The sequence below is a fragment of the Ramlibacter aurantiacus genome, from assembly GCF_016722895.1.
Classification (GTDB): Bacteria; Pseudomonadota; Gammaproteobacteria; order Burkholderiales; family Burkholderiaceae_C; genus Ramlibacter; species Ramlibacter aurantiacus.
This window is the reverse complement of the sequence record NZ_JAEQNA010000005.1, coordinates 50282-67780: the sequence shown is the minus strand read 5'-3', so window position 1 is coordinate 67780 and position 17499 is coordinate 50282. Positions and strand designations below refer to the sequence as shown.

The window sequence follows — 17499 nt, the reverse complement described above, 5'->3', positions numbered from 1 at the left end:
AAACACTTCCGCAATTCCTTTTCGAGCGACTGCCATGAACAGCCCTTCCTCCGCGGCGCTCGGCCGCTGTCCCATCGATCACCAGGCGCTGCAGCGGCAGCTGGCGCCCAACGGCTGCCCGGTCAGCGCCAACGCGGCCGCCTTCAACCCGTTCGAGCCGGCCTACATGCAGTCCCCTGGCGACTACCTGCGCTGGGCGCGCGAGCAGGAGCCGGTGTTCTGGAGCCCGCAGCTGGGCTACTGGGTGGTGACCCGCTATGAGGACGTCAAGGCGGTGTTCCGCGACAACATCCTGTTCTCGCCGGCCATCGCGCTGGAGAAGATCACGCCGGCCCCGCCGCAGGTGATGGAGATCCTGCAGTCGTACGGCTTCGCGATGAACCGCACCATGGTCAACGAGGACGAGCCCGACCACATGGAGCGCCGGCGCCTGCTGATGGACGCCTTTCTGCCCGAGCGGCTCTCCACCTTCGAGCCCATGGTGCGATCGCTGGCGCGCCAGTACATGGACCGTTTCGTGGACAAGGGCCGCGCCGACCTGGTGCGCGAGATGTTCTACGAGATCCCGCTGAACATCGCGCTGAAGTTCCTGGGCGTGCCCGACGAGGGCGCCGAGCAGCTGCGCCAGTTCGCCGTGGCGCACACGCTCAACACCTGGGGCCGCCCCTCGCCGCAGGAGCAGCTGGAGATCGCCCACAACGTGGGCCGCTTCTGGCAGACCGCGCAGCAGATCCTGGACGACATGCGGGCCAGGCCCGATGGCGAGGGCTGGATGTACGAGACCATCCGCCAGCACCTGGCGCACCCGGACGTGGTGCCCGAGTCGTACATGCGCTCGATGATGATGGCCATCCTGGCGGCGGCGCACGAGACCACCTCCAACGCCACGGCCAACGCCTTCCTCACGCTGCTCACGCAGCGCAAGGCCTGGGAGGACATCTGCGCCAACCCGGCCCTCATTCCCAATGCGGTGGAGGAATGCCTGCGCGTGGCCGGATCCATCATCGCCTGGCGCCGCATCGCCACCGACGACGCCGTGGTGGGCGGCGTGCGCATCCCCAAGGGCGGCAAGCTGCTGGTCGTGATGGCCTCGGCCAACTTCGATCCGCGCCACTTCGAGAACCCCGATGAAGTGGACGTCTACCGCGAGGGCGCGGTGGAACACCTCACCTTCGGCTACGGCGCGCACCAGTGCATGGGCAAGAACATCGGCCGCATGCAGATGCGGGTGTTCCTCGAGGAGTTCGTGCGCCGCCTGCCGCACATCCGACTGGTCGCAGGCCAGCAGATCGATTACCTGTCCAACACCTCGTTCCGCGGCCCCTCGGAGCTGTGGGTGGAGTGGGACCCCGCGCTCAACCCCGGGCGCAGCGGCTCCCCCACGGCGGCCAGCGCCGAGCCGTTCTACATCGGCCCGCCGGCCAAGGACAGCATCGCGCGCACGGTGGTCGTCCGCGGCAAGCACGAGGAAGGCGAGGGCCTGTGCCGCATCGAGCTGGCCGATCCCCGGGGCGGGCCGCTGCCGGCCTGGAGCGCCGGCGCGCACGTGGACCTGATCGCCGGCGGCTTCCGCCGCAAGTACTCGCTATGCGGGCCAGCCGATGACCGCAGCCTGCTGCAGGTGGTGGTGCAGCGCGAGGGCGATGGCCGGGGCGGATCGCGCCACTTCTGCGACACGCTCGAGGTGGGCCAGGCGCTGCAGCTCTCGGGCCCCAAGAACCTGTTCAAGCTCGACGAATCGGCACGGCGCTTCGTGCTCATCGCCGCCGGCATCGGCATCACGCCGGTGATGGCCATGGCCGACCGCCTCAAGCGCATCGGCAAGGCGTACGAAATCCATTACGCCGGCCGCTCGCGTCGGCAGATGGCCCTGCTCGATCGCCTGGAGCGCGAACATGGCGGGCACCTCACGCTGTACGTCAAGGCCGAGGGCCGGCGCATGGACCTGCCCACCGTCCTGGCGCACGTGGATGGCGCCACCCGGGTCTACGCCTGCGGCCCGGACCGCCTCATCGACGAACTCGAGAACCTGAGCGAGCGCTGGCCCGAAGGCGTGCTGCACTTCGAGCACTTCAGCGCCGACGGCTCGGCGCTCGATCCGGCCCGGGAGCATGCCTTCGTCGCGCACCTGAAGGACTCCGACGTCGATGTGCTGGTGCCTCCCGACAAGACCCTGCTGCAGGCCCTGCAGTCGGCCGGATTCGACGTGCCCTGCGACTGCAACGAGGGCCTGTGCGGCACCTGCGAGGTGGCGGTGGTGGAGGGGGAGGTCGACCACCGCGACAAGGTGCTGACCAAGTCGGAGCGCGCCGCCAACCAGCGCATGCTCGCCTGCTGCTCGCGGGCCGCCGGCCAGAAGATCATCCTGGCGCTCTGATGCAGCCGCAGCGCCGTGCGATCTGGCGCATCCGGCTCGTGGCTCACCACGCCCGGCGGCCCCACGCGCCTGGATCGCCGCACGGTCGGCTGAACCATTGGAAGGGGTGGTGAGGGGCCGCACGGCACCGCCTCGTCGCAGTGTTTCAGTGGACTAGCATCGGCATCCGGAGGACCGATGAGCCTGTCGCACCACCTGCCAGCGCCGCATCCGCAGCGCACCGCCCTGCACAACGAGATCCACGCCCGCCCGCCCGAGGCGCTGGCGGCGCCGCTGGCCATCAGCCATGTGGTGCTGTTGTGCGATGCCGACCAGCGCGAGGCGAGCCGGGCGCACCTGGCCTCGCTGCTGCGCGACCACCACCTGCCGGTTCCGGACCGCGACTGCACGCACCTGCGGGTCGACGTGGCCGGCTTTCACCTGCGGTGGGAGCTGCACACCGAGTTCGTGAGCTGGTCGTTCTCGTGCCCGCTCGACCCGGCGGGCCTCGGCGAGCGCGAACCCGAGACCGTGCTGCGCCACCTGCCCCAGGCCTGGCTGGCCGGCTTGCCCGGCCGCCTGCTGGCCGGTCTGCACCTGTGGGTGCTGCGCGCGGCGCCCACGGGTTGCGCACCGCAGCTTGGGACGGTGCTGCGGGAGGACACGCTGGTCGGCTCGGTGCTGGACGGGGGGCGGGCCGAGGTCTACGCCGACTTCGCACTGCACGCCGACGGCTTCACGCGCATGGTGCTGCTCTCCGGTGACATGCCGGCGCGTGGCCTGGGTCGCCTGGTGCAGCAGCTGATCGAGATCGACAGCTACCGCATGATGGCCCTGCTGGCGTTGCCCGTGGCGCGGCGCGCGTTCGCGGCACTGGGGCGGGCCGAACACGAACTGGCCGCACTGGCGGCCGCCATCCGGGACGCCGCGCGGCATGAAGAGCCGCAGTTGCTCGATCGATTGACGCTGCTGGCCGGCGAGATCGAGAGCCAGTACGCCGCCAGCCACTCGCGCTTCTCGGCCAGCAGTGCCTATTTCCAGCTGGTGGACCGGCGCGTGGCGGACATCGGCGAGGCGCGACTGCCGGGCCTGCAGACGCTGGGCGACTTCATCCAGCGGCGCCTGTCGCCCGCGCGCAGCACCTGCGAATGGGCGGCGCGCCGGCAGGACGCGCTGTCGCAGCGGGTGTCGCGGGCCAGCAACCTGCTGCGCACCCGCGTGGAGATCGAGCAGCAGGAGAGCAGCCAGCAGCTGCTGGCGACCATGAACCGCCGCCAGGCCGTGCAGCTGAAGCTGCAGTCCACGGTGGAAGGCCTCTCGGTGGCCGCCATCACCTACTACATCGTCGGCCTGGTGACGTACCTGGCCAAGGGCGCGCAAGCCCTGGGCTGGCCGTTCACGCCCGAATCGACGGCGGCGGTGGCGATCCCGATCGTGGCCGTCGCGGTGTGGGGCTCTTTGCGGCGGCTGCACGAGCGGGTCAAGGGGGCGTAGTAGGCTGCCGGCTTGGCCATCGTGCGGCCCGGGCTGCCGACGGAAGGCGGGCGTTCAGATCAGTGCGTCGAGCTCGCGCAGGTCCGCGATCACGCGGGCCGCTCCGGCGGCCACCAGCGCCCCCGCGTCGCTGATGGCGGCGGTGCGTGGGCAGTAGCCCAGGACCGTCGCCCCGGCAGCCACGCCGGCAGCCACGCCGGTCACCGTGTCTTCGATGACGACACAAGCTCGCGGGTCCACCCCGAGCGCAGCGGCAGCGGCGAGGTACACGTCGGGATGCGGCTTGGAACGAGCCTGCTCCTGGCCGCTGAACACCCGACCTTCGAAATAGCCCGACAAGCCACACAGACGCAACTGCATCTCCACTTTGCTGCGGTAGGCGCCGGAGGCGACCGCCATGCGTTCGCCGTATGCGGCATGCGCCCGCGCGACGGCTTCGAGGGCGTGAGGAATCGGCCGTAGGCTCCTCCTGAGTTCGGCATCACGCCTGGAGCGGAACTGCGCGACCCACTCCGGCGGCAATGGGCGGCCGGTGCGGGTCTCGATCAGTACCCGCTCCTCGACGACCCCCTTGCCGCCAAAAATCCTGGCGCACTCTTCGGGTGAGACGCACCAGTCGAGCTCGGCCATCAGTTCCGACAGCACGGCATGAGTGATGCCCTCGCTGTCCACGAGAACGCCATCGCAGTCGAAGAGGGTGGCTTGGTACAGGGGCATGGAGGTGCGGCCTGGCATCCTAATCGGGCAACGCGTTGGTTTGTATGCTGATCTTTATGTCGGCCCAAGGACAGGCCTCGAGGCGCAGCTTGTTACAAAGCAAAAAGCCCCTTTCACACTGCGGCAAAAGACGGGGCAATCCGCAGTTTCCCTAGCGTCCCGTCGTACGCGGCCGCCTTGCGTATTAGTCAGTGCACTGACATGATTGGCTTCCAGAGCGAACAGCAGCAGGAGTTCGAAAATGACATGGATGCAGGTGGCCCGCACATCCGGTCTGGCCGATGGCGAAGCCAGGGCACGGCGAGGACGGCCGGCTCTTGCTCAAGGAACGCCGCGTGGCGTGCGGCACCAGCGTGGTGGCCAACGACCCGGTCTATCTGGCCTGAACGCTCAGGCCATGCCCTTCAATGTCGTCCTGCCGTACTGGTTGTTCACCTCGACCAGCCTGGAGAGCAACTGCATGAACATCCCGCGCTCGGCCGGGGTCAGTGGTGCCAGCAGCCGCTCTTGGGCGCTCGTCATGCTCGCGTGCATCTCGTCGACGACGACCTGTCCGGCCTTCGTGAGGAATACCTGGCGCGCACGCTTGTCGGCTGGGTGCACGGTGCGCCTGACGAAGCCGTTCTCCTCGAGGCGCTTGACCACGTCGGCGGTCGTCGTGCGGTCCAGGCCGACTTCCAGCCCGATCGAGACCTGGTCGAGCCCTGGCAGCACGGCCAGCGCCGTCAGGACTGCGAACTGCACCGGGGTGAGAGGGTGGCTGGAGCACTCCTCCAGGAACATCGCCACATGGATCTGGTGCAGCCGGCGCACCAGGAAGCCTGGCCGGCGCCAGAGAAGCTGCTTCGGCGACATGGAGGCGCTCACCGGCGGCTCCACGTCCAGCGCGACGTCGGCCCGCGGCGGCTCGGCCGCTTCCGCCAGGCGTGCGGCGTTCTGCCTCGCCAACCGGTCGGCCTTCAACTTGTTTCGCTCAACCACCTGGTATCCCCCGCGTAAGTGCTCATATTCGTCAGTCCGCTGATGATTTTATTCCCCCGATCCATGACACGCCTGAGCCCGGTCGCGCACGAAGTGCGGTCCATGACGCCCGTGAGGCGCCCTGCCTGGACCCCCGACAGGACTCGTGGTGGAGCCCTTCCAGAATGAGGACCACGAGGTGATCGACTGGCGTGCCCGCCAGGTGGACGATCCGCGCCAACTGGCTGTGAAGGCGCAGCGGTTGAAGTACCAGGATGCCGGCGCGATGGTGTCGTCCGCGTGCATTCAGATGCCTTCGTTTGCCGGCGAGCGGCTCGGCACCAGGCTGGCTGCAGGGTTCACCCCGCGTGACGTGCGCACCGTGTTGGTGGCTCGCGGTGCCATCGGTGCGTGCGTGCGCGCCAGTGCGGTGGCCGCCATGGGCCGCGGATCCAGACCGGTTGTGATCTCCGATTGCGGGTGTGACCGCGCAATCGGCCCGCACGAAGCGAACCGCTATGACTTGGCGCAGACAGGTGCCTGGATAGCGTCGCTTTGCGATGTGCTGAAGGCAGTGGCGGCCGGGGGCCGGGGCTGGTGGCACGCTCTTTGCAAGCCCATCTACTCAGCATGCTGACTAATACGCTACGATTCGAAGGCTCACGCGCGCGGTCTGCGCGGCGGGGTTCCTTGGGTCGGAGGTCGTATTCAGTCGCATGTCTGCTGAGGGCAACCGTGTTTATCGAACTGCAAGATTGGATCTCTATATGACCTTTTCCCGCACCCTGACCCGTCGCACGCTCGTCGCAGGCCTTGCGGCCGCTTCGCTGTTCACTTCCGCCCTGTCCTGGGCGAACGGCACCGGCTGGACCACCAAGCCCGTGCAGATCACGGTGGGCTTCGCGCCTGGCGGCGGCGTCGACATCCTCGCGCGGCTGTTCACGGCCGAGCTCCAGAAAAAGGGGATGACCGTCGTCGTCGAGAACCGCGCGGGCGCGGGCAGCTCCATGGCGGCTGCCTACGTGGCGGGACGTCCTGCCGATGGGACGGCGCTGATGATGGTCAACGACTCGTTCTCGCTTGCGCCGGCCATCTATTCCCGGCTCTCCTACGACCCGCGCAAGGACCTCGCCCCGGTGGTCGGCGTCGCCTACGCCTCGATGGTGGTGGTCGTGCCGGGCAACTCCCGGCTCAAGACCATGAACGACCTGGTCGCGGCATCGAAGTCACCGCTGAACTGGGGTTCCTGCGGTTCCGGCACCGCGCCGCACCTGGCCGGCGAGATGATGAACATGGCGTTCAAGACGAACAACACGCACGTGCCCTACAAGGGCTGCGGGCCCGCACTGGTGGACGTGCTGGGCGGCCAGCTGGACTACGCCATCGTGACCGTCTCGGGCGCGGTGCCCTACATCGGCAACGGTCGCATGCGCGCGCTGGCGATCACGGCGGCCCAGCGATCGCCCATCCTGCCCGACGTACCCACCGTGGCCGAAAGCGGTGCCCCCGGCTTCAACATGAGCCAGTACCAGGGACTGGCCGTGCCGGGCAGCACGCCCGAACCGGTCAAGCAGCAGATCTACCAGGCCGTCGCGGAAATCGCCCAGAGCAAGGAGATCCAGAAGCGGCTGCTCGAGCTGGGCTATACCCCGGCGGCGGAGAACCCGGCCGAATTCACCAAGGTCGTGCACTCGGACATCGACAAGTTCCGCGCGCTGGCCAAGCAGTTGAACCTCAAAGCGGATTGATCCAAGGAAAGCAAGAGACAACATGAGCAAACTGGAACTCAGCATGTCGGTCGGCAATTACGACCGGACGCAGGCCCTGTTCGATGGAAGGGCGCAGATCGAGGGTTGCAACGTGCACGCGGTGCCGCTCGAGCCGGAGGAGGCGTTTCACCGCGCCTTCCGGTACGGGGAATTCGACATCACCGAAATCTCCATGAGCAGCCACATGATGACCACGGCGCGCGGCGACAACCAATATGTCGCGGTTCCGGCCTTCCTGTCGCGGGTGTTCCGCCAGTCCGGCATCTATGTGCGCACCGACCGCGGGATCGAGCATCCGCACGACCTGCGCGGCCGCGTGATCGGCGTGCCCGAGTACCAGATCACCGCCAACGTCTGGATTCGCGGCATCCTGGAAGACGAATACGGCGTCAAGCCCAGTGAGATCCACTGGCGCCGCGGTGGGGTGGAGGAGGGTGGCCGCGAGGAGCGCGCCCCCATCTCCCTGCCCGACTCGATCGACCTGCAGCAGATCCCCAACGACAAGACGCTGTCGGGCATGCTCGAGTCGGGTGAGATCGACGGCTACATCGGCGCCCGGGCGCCGTCCTGCTTCCTGCGCGGCGCGCCCCACGTCGGCAGGCTGTTCAAGAACTACATCGAGTCCGAGCAGGACTACTTCCGGCGTACCAGGATCTTCCCGATCATGCACATGGTCGGCATCCGCAAGAGCCTGGTCGAGAAGTACCCGTGGCTCCCGGTGAGCGTCTACAAGGCGTTCCTCACGGCCAAGAACCTCGCGGTCAAGGAACTCGACGAGATCTGCCACCTGGCGGTGACCCTGCCCTGGATGGTCCACCACCACAATGAGGCCAAGCGTCTCATGGGTGCGGACTACTGGCCTTACGGGTTGGAGGCGAACCAGCATGTGATCGAGACCTTCTCGCGCTACCACTACGGGCAGGGACTTTCCACCCGCCAGGTGGCGCCGGAGGAGCTGTTCGCGCGCTCCTCGCTGGACCTCTCGAAGATCTGACGACCCATGAAGGCTCCGGCATTCGATTACGTCGCCCCGCGCACGCTCGACGAGGCGCTGCGCGCGCTGAGCGAGGTCGACAACGCGCGGGTGCTGGCGGGGGGGCAGTCGCTCGTGGCCATGCTCAACATGCGCTTCGCGTTCCCCGACTGCCTGGTGGACATCAACGGTATCCAGGAGCTTTCTTTCATCCGCGAGGCCGGCCATGTCGTCGAGATCGGCGCCATGGCGCGGCAGCGCGACGTGGAGTTCTCGCCTCTCGTCGAGCGTCGCCTGCCGATCCTGCGTGAGGCCATCCTGAACGTCGGCCACCGGCAGACCCGCAACCGGGGCACGGTGGGCGGCAGCCTGTGCCAGCTCGACCCGTCGGCGGAGATCCCCACCATCGCCATGGCGATGGACGCCTGCGTCACGGCTGCCAGCGTGCGCGGCCGGCGCGAGATCCGCATGGCGGACTTTCCGGCGGGCTACATGACGCCTTCGCTGCAGCCGGACGAGATCCTGGTGGCCCTGTCCATCAGGCCCTGGCCCGCTGGGCACGGGTATGCCTTCGAGGAATACGCGCGCCGGCACGGCGACTTCGCCATCGTTTCCGCGGCGGTGCTGCTCGAGTTCGACGCGCAGGGCATCGTCGGGCGCGCGTCGGTCACCCTGGGCGGCATCGGTTCCATGCCGGTCAAGGTGCTGGCGGCCGAGCAGGTGCTGCTGGGGTCGCGGGCCTTGCCAGCCGACATCGATGCAGCCGCGGCGCATTGCGGCCAAGTCGAAGCCAGCAGCGACAGCTATGTCCCCGGGTGGTATCGCAAACACCTGGCGCAGGTCCTGTGCCGCAGGGCCTTGGCCAAGGCTCTTTCGAGAGCGGAGCGGTAAATTGACAACGAACACGAAAGAAGCGGGCATCGCGCTGTGCGTAAACGGCCATGCACACCGCGGTGTCCCCGAGGCGCGCGTGCACCTGGCCGACTTCCTGCGCGGCGACCTGGGCCTGACGGGCACGCACGTGGGCTGCGAGCACGGAGTCTGCGGCGCCTGCACGGTCCTGGTCGATGGGGTGTCCGCGCGCAGCTGCCTCATGCTGGCCGTGCAGGCCGACGGCAAGAACGTGCGCACCGTCGAAGGACTGGCCGCCACCGACGGCACCTTCAGTCCCCTGCAGCAGGCCTTCCACGAGCTGCACGCGCTGCAGTGCGGCTTCTGCACCCCCGGCATCCTCATGTCGCTCACCGAGCTGCTGGAGAGCCATCCCCACCCCGATGAAGCTGCCGTGCGCGACGTGCTGTCGGGCCACCTGTGCCGCTGCACCGGCTACCAGAACATCGTCGCGGCGGCGCTGCGCGCGATCGAGGTGGTGCGCCGCAAGGAGCAGGCATGACCGCCAAGATCCCGGGCACGGGCATCTGGCAGAGCGCGCGCCGGCTCGAGGACGAGCAACTCCTGCGGGGCGAGGCCCGTTTCCTCGACGACATCCCCGTGGACGACGCGCTGCACGCCTGCTTCGTGCGCAGCTCCGAAGCACACGCGCGCATCCTCTCCATCGACACCGCCGCGGCCGCATCGTTGCCCGGCGTGGTCGCGGTCTACTCCCAGCGCGACCTGTTCGGCGAGCTCACCTCGTGGCGCATGCCCCTGGGGTTTGCCCTGGCCAACCTGCCGGAGAACACGATGCCCTTCGTGCTCCCGCGCGATGAAGTGGCCTTCGTCGGGGAGGCGATCGCCGTCGTCGTCGCCCGCAGTCGGCATGTGGCCGAAGATGCGGCCAGCCGGGTGCAGGTCGCCTATGAACCCCTGCCAGTACTCGCCGATCCTCGCATTGCCGCGCGCCCCGACGCGCCACGGGTGCGGACCGAGCTGCAGACCAACGTTCTGCAGCACTTCACCCTGTCCTACGGCGAGCCGGATCGCGCGTTCGCCCATGGCGAGGTGGTCGTGCGAGAGAGCTTCTGGGCCCATCGGGGCGCGGCGCATCCCATGGAGGGGCGCGGCGTCCTGGCCCTGCTCGAGAAGGGCTCCGACACCCTCATGGTGTGGTCGTCCACGCAGATGGCGCACGAGTTGCACTACACGATCGCCCTGATGCTGGGCCAGCCCGAGGAGCGCCTGCGCGTCATCACTCCGGACGTGGGCGGTGGCTTCGGCGCCAAATTCATGATCTACCCCGAGGAGGTGGTGATCCCCGCGGTCGCCCGCAAGCTCAAGCGGCCGGTGAAGTGGGTCGAGGACCGGCGCGAACACTTCGTCTCCGCCATCCAGGAGCGCGACCAGTACTGGACCATGGAGCTGGTGGCCGACCGCAGCGGCCGGGTGAAGGGGCTGCGCGGCTCGCTGGTCCACGACCACGGCGCGTACACGCCGCAGGGCACCAACGTGCCCTACAACGCGGCCTCGTCCATCACCGGCCCCTACGTCGTGCCGTCGTTCTCGCTGGAGGTGTCGGTCGTCCACACCAACAAGGTGCCGGTCTCCACCGTGCGCGGCGCCGGATACCCGCAAGCCACGTTCGTCATGGAGCGCCTGCTCGATCGGCTCGCCCGCGAACTGGGCATGGATCCGGTGGCGTGTCGACAGCGCAACCTGATCCCGCCGGAGAAGATTCCGTACACCAAGCCGCTCAAGTCGCGCGCGGGCGTGCCCCTGACCATCGACTCCGGCGACTTCCCGGCGCTCCATGCGCGCGCCGTCGAGGCGGCTGACCTTTCCGGCTTCGCTGCCCGGCGCGTCCAGTCCGAGCAGCGGGGTCGCCTGCGCGGCTTGGCGATCGCGAATTCGGTCAAGCCAACCGGCCGCGGCCCGTACGAATCGGTGCGAGTCAAGATCCAGCCGTCCGGCTGCGTGGCCGTGTACACAGGGGCACTGGCGATGGGGCAGGGCTTGAAGACCACGCTTGCGCAACTGTGCGCGCCCTATTTCGGTCTGCAGCCGCGCGCCGTTGAAGTCTTCGCCGGCGACACCTCGCTGATCGGCTACGGCCACGGCGGCTTCGCAAGCCGTCAAGCCATCATGGCCGGCAACGCCGTCAACGAAGCCGCCTCGAGGCTGCGCACCAAGGTGCTCGACGTGGCGGCCGCGGTGCTCGCCGTGGAGGTGGGCGACCTGCAGTTGTCGGACGGCGAGGTACACACCGCCGACTTCTCCAGGCGCGTGTCGCTGGCCCGGCTGGCGATGCTGATGAAAGGCGTGCCCGGCTATGCGCTGCCGCTGGTCGCCGACCCCGGGCTCGAGGAAATCGCGCACTTCCACTGCGATGCGCAAACCTATGCCGGCGCCTCGCACGCTTGCGAGGTCGAAGTCGATCCCGATACCGGCCACGTCGAGATCGTGCGCTATGTCGCGGTGCAGGACAGCGGCAACATCATCAATCCGCAGCTGGCCGAGGCGCAGGTGGTGGGCGGCGTGGTGCACGGCATCGGCAACGCGCTCTTCGAGTGGATGGGCTATGACACCAACGGCCAGCCCCTGAGCACCACCTTCGCCGAGTACCTGCTGCCCACCGCGCCCGAGGTGCCGCACATCGAGGTCATCTTCCAGCCTTCGCCCACGCCGCTCAACGCACTGGGCATCAAGGGCATCGGCGAATGCTCCACCATTCCGGTGGCGGCGGCCGTGGTGGGGGCGGTCGAAGACGCGCTGTGGACCCGGGGTGTGCGGATCGCCGAATTCCCGCTCACGCCCATTCGAGTGGCCGAACTGCTTGGCCATGCATCGGCACAGACCAGCAAGCAACAGGACTGATCATGGAGTTCACCAACAAGTTTCACGTGCCGCTGCCCATCGAGGAGGCGTGGAAGCTGATGCTCGACGTGCCCCGCATCCTCCCTTGCCTGCCCGGGGCCAAGCTGACCGAAGTCGTCGGTCCCGACAAATACCGCGGCGCGGTGGCGGTCAAGCTCGGTCCGGTGAAGCTGGGTTTCGAGGGCCAGGCCGAACTCGTCAAGCAGGACGACCAGGCGCATATCGCCTGGCTGAAGGGGGCGGGTCTCGACCCGAAGGGGCGTGGTGCCGCCCAGTCCGAATTCAGCTTCGCACTGCAACCGTCCGGCAGTGGCACCGATGTCACCGTGACCACGCAGCTGCAGCTCACCGGAGCAGTCGCCCAGTACGGCCGTGGCAGCGGCATGATCGCCGAGGTCGCGAGCCAGATCCTCGGCCAATTCGAGGAGAACCTGGCCGAGATGCTCCTGGAAGATCGCCACGACGCGCGCGACCCGGCGCAGGTCGGCCTGCCGGCGCGGCCCGCGGCGATAGACCAGGCCATCGCCGCTGCCATGGACGTCGGCCAGTCCGCGGGTGCCGTTCCCGCTCATGGGGCACCCACGTCACCCGACGCGCAGGTGGTGTACCACCAGGCGCAGGCCATCCTTGCGCAGTCCCAGGCCGTGCTCGCCGCAACTCAGCAGGCCCTTGCGGAGTTCCGTCGTGCGTCGCCCGCACCCGCGCGCAAGTCGGCGAAGAAGAAGGAGCTCAATGGGTTCGCGATCCTCTGGCGCGCGATGTGGGCCAATCGAAAGCAGGCCGCCGTCGCCAAGCCCGACTAAGGCGACCGGCGTCGATGCTTGTGTCCGCGGCCTCCCCGGCCGATCCGCGCCCGAGGTCGAGTACGGCACCAGTACCCCGCTATCCTGCCCGCATGGACGACCCCAACCAGATCGACGTACCCCCTTCGTTCATCGCCCTCTACACCACGCCTTCCGGCCAGCGCCTGCTCCAGCCCATCGCCTTCGTGCGCGAACGGTATGAGCTGTGCGAGGACCTGGCGCAGCTGCTGACGCAGCGCGCGGCGGCGATCCAGTTCGGATCGCACCGGTCGCCGGCCGAGGTGCTGGGCCAGATGGGCGCGACGCTGGCGGCGGGCGAATCGCCGGTGCAGCCGGCCGAAGCCGCATGGGTCATCAGCCGGCTGGCCGAGCTTCTCGACTGGCCCGCGCCCGCACCTGCCTCCGGTGCCTGACACCGGCGCCGCGTCGTCAGCCGCGGCCGCCGTTGTTGGCCGCGCGCGGCGGCGCATGCACCGCCGCCCTCAGGCGCTGCAACACCGGGTCGGCCGAGGCTGCTGCCCGGTACACCAGGGCCGAGGTCACCTGCGAGGGCATCGCATCCACGGCCAGGCGCGCCACGCGCTTCAATTGGTGATAGGGCTGCGCCAGGCCCCAGGGCACCATCGCGATGCCGACGCCGGCCACCACCAGGTGCACGCTGGTGGCGGGGCTGTCGGCCACCACGAAGGGGGCTGGCACGGGTTGGCCCGCGCGCAGGAAATGGCTCTCGAGTGACTGTCGCGAGAGCAGGGCCGGCCCGGGCATCACCCATCGTTCGTCGGTGAGCTCGCTCCATCGGATGCGGCGCTTGCGGGCCAGCGGGTGCCGGGGTGGGGCGATGACCACGTAGCTGTGCTCGCCGCAGGGCTCGTACACCAGCCGCTCCGGCCGTTTGGCCGCGAAGGCGGCCTGGTTGTAGGAGGTGAGGAGGGCGTCGAGCTGGCCGGCCAGCAGGGACTCGAACAGGCTCGGCACGGGCGCCTCGGTCAGCTGCACGCGCAGCCGCTCGTCGGCGCGGGCCAGGCGAGCCAGCACCCCCGGCAGCACGCCGCCGGCCGCGATGGCCGGTGGCGCGCCCAGGCGCAGCACCCGCACCGGCTCGTCGCTGTGCTCCACCGACTGCTGCAGGTGCTGCAGCTGCGCCAGCAGCACCCGCGCCCCCTGCAGCACCGCCTCGCCGCGCGGCGTGGGCGTGAGGCCGCGCTTGCTGCGCTCGAAGATCTCCGCGCCGAAGGCCTGCTCGATCTCCGACAGCGATTTGCTCAACGCGGGCTGCGTCACATGCAGCCGGGCGGCCGCCTGGCTCAGGCTGCCGCAGGCCTGGGCCGTGACCAGCAGCCGCAGGTGGCGGAACCGGAGCCGGCTCACCAGGGCATTGAGCGGATCGGACGGGGGTGGTGGTTGATCTTCCATTCCACTAGGTTATGACGCTATCAGAACATATCACTTTTCAACCCGCCGACCAGGGCCTACGCTCGACGTGTCGATGAACGATCGAAGATCCGCCGGCTTGCCCGAGCCCCGAACTGGAGACACCTGATGCGCCACGTGATTGCCCTGCTTCCCTTGCTTCTGAGCCTGTCCGCGTTCGCCTCCGGCAGCGCCGGCGCGTCGAACTTCCCCGTGCCCGACAAGCCGGTGCGCATCCTGGTGGGCCTGGCGCCCGGCGGTCCCACGGACCTGCAGGCCCGCGTGGTGGCCGAGCACCTGCGGCGCGAGCTCAATACCCACGTGGTCGTCGAGAACCGGCCCGGCGCCAGCATGACCATCGCCACCGCCGAAGTGGCCCGCGCACCGGCCGACGGCCACACCTTGCTGTACAGCCCGTCCACCCCGTTCGCCCAGAACCCGCACACCTTCGCCAAGCTGCCGTACGACCCGCTCAAGGGCTTCACGCCGATCAGCGTCGGCAGCGTCGGCCCGCTGGTGCTGGTGGCGCACCAGTCCGTGCCCGGCGACAACCTGCAGCAGCTGGTGGCCTATGCCAAGGCCAACCCCGGCAAACTCAATTACGGATCGTTCGGCCAGGGCAGCTCCTCGCACCTGTTCGGGCAGCTCATGGCCAAGCAGTACGGCATCGACATGGTCCACGTGCCCTACAAGGGCGCCGGCGACGTGCAGAAGGACCTGATCGCGGGCCGCGTGCAGCTGATGTTCGCCGCCGCCGGTGGCGCCGTGCAGTTCGTGCGCAGCGGCAACGTGCGCATGATCGGCGTGGTCGCACCCCAGCGCAGCCCGCTGCTGCCCGGTGTGCCCACGCTGGCGGAGCAGGGTGCCAAGGGGCTGGACATCGAAGGCTGGGTCGGCTTCTTCGGGCCCGCCCACATGCCGCCGGCCACCGTGGCGCGCCTCAACGCGGCGCTGGTCAAGGTGCTGGCCGAGCCGCAGGTCAAATCGGAGTTCGCCAAGGGCGCCTACGAAGCCGTCTCGTCCACCCCGCAGGCCTTCGCCACCACGGTGCGCGAGTCGTACGAGCAATGGGGCCGCATCGCCGCCGACCTGGGCATCCAGAAGGACTGAAATTCCCGATGGGCATGCCTTCGCCGTTCGCCGTCGAAACGCTGCAGGCCGACCTGGCGCGCCATGCCGGCTTCGGCGTCAAGGTGTCCGCAAGCCGGGGGGATGCGGCCACCGCGGCGTGGATCGAAGAGCGGCTGGCGGCGCTCGGCTTTTCCATCGAACGACACGCCACGCCGGTGCCGGTGTTCGAGCCCATCGACTGCCGGCTGCAGGGCGAGCACGCGCAGGCCCCGGTGTACGCGCAGGCACCCTATGCCACCACGGGGCCGGAGGGATGGAGCGCGCCGCTGGTCGTGGTGCGAACAGCCGCCGACGCGCCCGGTGCGCGCGGCGCCATAGCCATGATCGTGCTGCCGCACGGCCGCCATGCGTCGTTGGCGTCGCCGCCGGTGGCGCCCCTGCTGCAGGCGGTGCAGGCCGCCGGCGCCCGGGCCGCCGTGATCGTGCCCACGGGGCCCACGGACGACGTGGTCGCCTTCAACGCGCGGCTGGACGCGCCGGCGGCCCTGCCGCTGGCGGTGCTCGCGCCCAGGCTGGCCGCTCCCTTCCTGGCGCAGGCGACCACCGGCCTGGCCGTTCGCCTGTTGCTGCATGGCCGCGTGCAGGCCGGCAGCACCGACACCTTGTGCGCACGCCTGAGGCGCGGCCCGCGCTGGCTGTGCCTGTCGACGCCGCGCACCGGCTGGTTCACCTGCGCCAGCGAGCGCGGCACCGGCACCGCGGCCTTCCTGGCGCTGGCCGCGTGGGCGGTGCGCCGCTTCCCCGAGCACTCCTTGTTCGCGATGAACACCGGTGCGCACGAATACCACTTCGCGGGTGCCCACGCGGTGCTCGCCAGCGCGCCACCGCCGGCCGACGTGGCCGCCTGGGCGCACTTGGGGGCGGGGCTCGCCGCGCGTGACCGGCTCGAGTTTCGCGGCCAGTCGCACCCGCTGCCTTCGGCGGACAGCAACCGCTTCACCATGGCCACGCCGGCCTTGCACGCCGCCGCGGAGCAGGCCTTCGCAGGGCTGGCCGGACTGGAACTGGTGCGGGCCCCGGTGGGCACGGCCAGCGAGCTGGGCGCCGTGGTCGAGCGAGGCTACGGGCGCGCCTTTGCCGTCCTGGGCCTGCCCCGCGTGTTCCACACCCCGCAGGATGACCTGCCGGCGGTGGACGCCGCGCTGCTGGCCCCGGTGGTGCAGGCGCATGCCCGCCTGATCGAGGCCGCGCTCGGCATGGACGCCGTCACCCCCCAGGCGGCCCTCGCATGAAGGCCCGCCGCCTGCTGGATCGGCCCATCGTCGACCGCGCGCTGCATGCATCGCTGGGTGACAACATCGACGGACCGTCGCTGATCCGCGTGCCCGACTGGGTGGTGTCGCCGCTGGGTCGCTACTACCTCTACTTCGCGCACCACAACGGCCGCCACATCCGGCTGGCGTACGCCGACGCGCTGGACGGGCCGTGGACCGTGCATGAACCCGGCGTGCTCTCGCTTCATGAGTCCACCTGCTTCGACCACATCGCCTCGCCCGACGTGCACGTGGACCACGAGCGGCGCTGCATCCGCATGTACTTCCATGGCGTGGCCTTTGCCCCGGGTTCGCCCACCGACGGGCACGAGCGGCAATTCGGCGAGGCCTCGCGCTGGGTCGGCAACCAGCGCACCAAGCTGGCGCAGTCGCCGGACGGGCTTCGCTTCGACGCTCAGCCCGCGAACCTCGGGGCGTCCTACTGGCGCGCCTTCGCGTGGCAGGGTCAGCCCCATGCGCTGGCGATGCCGGGCGTGTTCTACCGGCAGCAGGGCGGGCGCTGGGAAATCGGCGCCATGCCCTTCGACAGCCGCTTCCGCCACTGCGCGGTGGAGGTGATCGGCGAGCGGCTGCACGTGTTCTTCACGCGGGTCGGGGACGCGCCCGAACGCATCCTGCACACCACCATCGACCTGCGGCCCGACTGGCGCGACTGGTCGCACGGCGCGGTGAGCGAAATCCTCGCGCCCGAGCTCGCCTGGGAGGGCGCCGACCAGGAACTGCTGCCATCGGCACGCGGACCCGTGTTCACGCCCGTGCGGCAGCTGCGCGATCCGGCGCTGTACGTGGAGGACGGGCGTCGCTACCTGCTCTATGCGGGGGCCGGCGAACAGGCCATCGGGCTGGCGCAGCTCGAATGACG

Annotated in this window: 16 protein-coding genes; 13 read left to right on the top strand and 3 right to left on the bottom strand. The window is 69.3% G+C overall.

Going from position 1 to position 17499, the window contains the following annotated elements; genetic code table 11:
• Positions 1-34 precede the first annotated feature (34 nt).
• Both JI739_RS14180 and JI739_RS14175 read left to right on the top strand, forming a co-directional pair.
• Complete coding sequence (locus JI739_RS14180; protein ID WP_201684580.1) at positions 35-2377, top strand: cytochrome P450/oxidoreductase; 2343 nt, start codon at positions 35-37, stop codon at positions 2375-2377.
• A 177-nt stretch (positions 2378-2554) separates the two neighbouring features.
• A complete protein-coding gene (locus JI739_RS14175; protein WP_201684579.1) occupies positions 2555-3850 on the top strand; it encodes a DUF3422 family protein in 1296 nt (431 codons plus the stop codon).
• A 54-nt stretch (positions 3851-3904) separates the two neighbouring features.
• Here JI739_RS14175 and JI739_RS14170 read toward each other — a convergent pair whose 3' ends face one another.
• Entirely contained in the window at positions 3905-4567 is a 663-nt protein-coding gene (locus JI739_RS14170; protein ID WP_201684578.1) for an HAD family hydrolase, read from the bottom strand.
• Positions 4568-4957: 390 nt separating this feature from the next.
• The gene (locus tag JI739_RS14165; protein WP_201684845.1) at positions 4958-5422 is read right to left on the bottom strand and encodes a MarR family winged helix-turn-helix transcriptional regulator; all 465 of its coding nucleotides are present in this window, start codon (positions 5420-5422) and stop codon (positions 4958-4960) included.
• A gap of 274 nt (positions 5423-5696) precedes the next feature.
• Between JI739_RS14165 and JI739_RS14160 the strand changes: the two genes are divergently transcribed.
• The 8 genes from JI739_RS14160 to JI739_RS14125 all read left to right on the top strand — a co-directional run bounded on the left by JI739_RS14160 (position 5697) and on the right by JI739_RS14125 (position 13235).
• Positions 5697-6164 (top strand): isochorismatase family protein, encoded by a 468-nt coding sequence (locus JI739_RS14160; RefSeq protein WP_354003730.1) that lies wholly within the window; start codon positions 5697-5699, stop codon positions 6162-6164.
• 130 nt (positions 6165-6294) lie between these two features.
• A complete protein-coding gene (locus tag JI739_RS14155) occupies positions 6295-7275 on the top strand; it encodes a Bug family tripartite tricarboxylate transporter substrate binding protein (RefSeq protein WP_201684577.1) in 981 nt (326 codons plus the stop codon).
• Positions 7276-7297: 22 nt separating this feature from the next.
• On the top strand, positions 7298-8290 hold the full coding sequence (locus tag JI739_RS14150) for a substrate-binding domain-containing protein (RefSeq protein WP_201684576.1): 993 nt from the start codon (positions 7298-7300) through the stop codon (positions 8288-8290).
• Positions 8291-8296: 6 nt separating this feature from the next.
• Complete coding sequence (locus JI739_RS14145; RefSeq protein ID WP_201684575.1) at positions 8297-9160, top strand: FAD binding domain-containing protein; 864 nt, start codon at positions 8297-8299, stop codon at positions 9158-9160.
• A gap of 1 nt (position 9161) precedes the next feature.
• A complete protein-coding gene (locus JI739_RS14140; protein ID WP_236589645.1) occupies positions 9162-9662 on the top strand; it encodes a (2Fe-2S)-binding protein in 501 nt (166 codons plus the stop codon).
• Entirely contained in the window at positions 9659-12019 is a 2361-nt protein-coding gene (locus JI739_RS14135) for a xanthine dehydrogenase family protein molybdopterin-binding subunit (protein ID WP_201684573.1), read from the top strand. The genes JI739_RS14140 and JI739_RS14135 overlap by 4 nt, the downstream gene beginning before the upstream one ends.
• Positions 12020-12045: 26 nt before the next feature.
• Positions 12046-12822: an SRPBCC family protein gene (locus JI739_RS14130; protein ID WP_354003729.1), complete on the top strand. Its 777-nt coding sequence runs from the start codon at positions 12046-12048 to the stop codon at positions 12820-12822.
• Positions 12823-12914: 92 nt separating this feature from the next.
• The gene (locus JI739_RS14125; protein ID WP_201684571.1) at positions 12915-13235 is read left to right on the top strand and encodes a hypothetical protein; all 321 of its coding nucleotides are present in this window, start codon (positions 12915-12917) and stop codon (positions 13233-13235) included.
• Between the two features lie 16 nt (positions 13236-13251).
• Here the strand turns inward: JI739_RS14125 and JI739_RS14120 are convergent, their stop codons facing one another.
• Positions 13252-14235, bottom strand: coding sequence for a LysR family transcriptional regulator (locus tag JI739_RS14120; RefSeq protein ID WP_201684570.1), 984 nt, complete (start codon positions 14233-14235; stop codon positions 13252-13254).
• Between the two features lie 126 nt (positions 14236-14361).
• On the opposite strand from JI739_RS14120, the gene JI739_RS14115 reads away from it, so the two are divergent.
• From JI739_RS14115 to JI739_RS14105, 3 genes are read left to right on the top strand one after another with little or no spacing between them, the layout of a single operon-like run.
• Positions 14362-15342: a Bug family tripartite tricarboxylate transporter substrate binding protein gene (locus JI739_RS14115; protein ID WP_236589643.1), complete on the top strand. Its 981-nt coding sequence runs from the start codon at positions 14362-14364 to the stop codon at positions 15340-15342.
• 8 nt (positions 15343-15350) lie between these two features.
• A complete protein-coding gene (locus JI739_RS14110; RefSeq protein WP_201684569.1) occupies positions 15351-16595 on the top strand; it encodes a hypothetical protein in 1245 nt (414 codons plus the stop codon).
• Entirely contained in the window at positions 16592-17497 is a 906-nt protein-coding gene (locus tag JI739_RS14105) for a glycoside hydrolase family protein (protein WP_201684568.1), read from the top strand. Before JI739_RS14110 ends, JI739_RS14105 begins: the two co-directional genes overlap by 4 nt.
• Positions 17498-17499: the final 2 nt, after the last annotated feature.

Bases quoted from the DNA above. Each gene is read 5' to 3' on its own strand.
- JI739_RS14180 (WP_201684580.1), top strand. From the start codon at position 35: ATGAACAGCCCTTCCTCCGCGGCGCTCGGCCGCTGTCCCATCGATCAC.
- JI739_RS14175 (WP_201684579.1), top strand. From the start codon at position 2,555: ATGAGCCTGTCGCACCACCTGCCAGCGCCGCATCCGCAGCGCACCGCC.
- JI739_RS14170 (WP_201684578.1), bottom strand. From the start codon at position 4,567: ATGCCCCTGTACCAAGCCACCCTCTTCGACTGCGATGGCGTTCTCGTG.
- JI739_RS14165 (WP_201684845.1), bottom strand. From the start codon at position 5,422: ATGTCGCCGAAGCAGCTTCTCTGGCGCCGGCCAGGCTTCCTGGTGCGC.
- JI739_RS14155 (WP_201684577.1), top strand. From the start codon at position 6,295: ATGACCTTTTCCCGCACCCTGACCCGTCGCACGCTCGTCGCAGGCCTT.
- JI739_RS14150 (WP_201684576.1), top strand. From the start codon at position 7,298: ATGAGCAAACTGGAACTCAGCATGTCGGTCGGCAATTACGACCGGACG.
- JI739_RS14145 (WP_201684575.1), top strand. From the start codon at position 8,297: ATGAAGGCTCCGGCATTCGATTACGTCGCCCCGCGCACGCTCGACGAG.
- JI739_RS14135 (WP_201684573.1), top strand. From the start codon at position 9,659: ATGACCGCCAAGATCCCGGGCACGGGCATCTGGCAGAGCGCGCGCCGG.
- JI739_RS14125 (WP_201684571.1), top strand. From the start codon at position 12,915: ATGGACGACCCCAACCAGATCGACGTACCCCCTTCGTTCATCGCCCTC.
- JI739_RS14120 (WP_201684570.1), bottom strand. From the start codon at position 14,235: ATGGAAGATCAACCACCACCCCCGTCCGATCCGCTCAATGCCCTGGTG.
- JI739_RS14115 (WP_236589643.1), top strand. From the start codon at position 14,362: ATGCGCCACGTGATTGCCCTGCTTCCCTTGCTTCTGAGCCTGTCCGCG.
- JI739_RS14110 (WP_201684569.1), top strand. From the start codon at position 15,351: ATGGGCATGCCTTCGCCGTTCGCCGTCGAAACGCTGCAGGCCGACCTG.
- JI739_RS14105 (WP_201684568.1), top strand. From the start codon at position 16,592: ATGAAGGCCCGCCGCCTGCTGGATCGGCCCATCGTCGACCGCGCGCTG.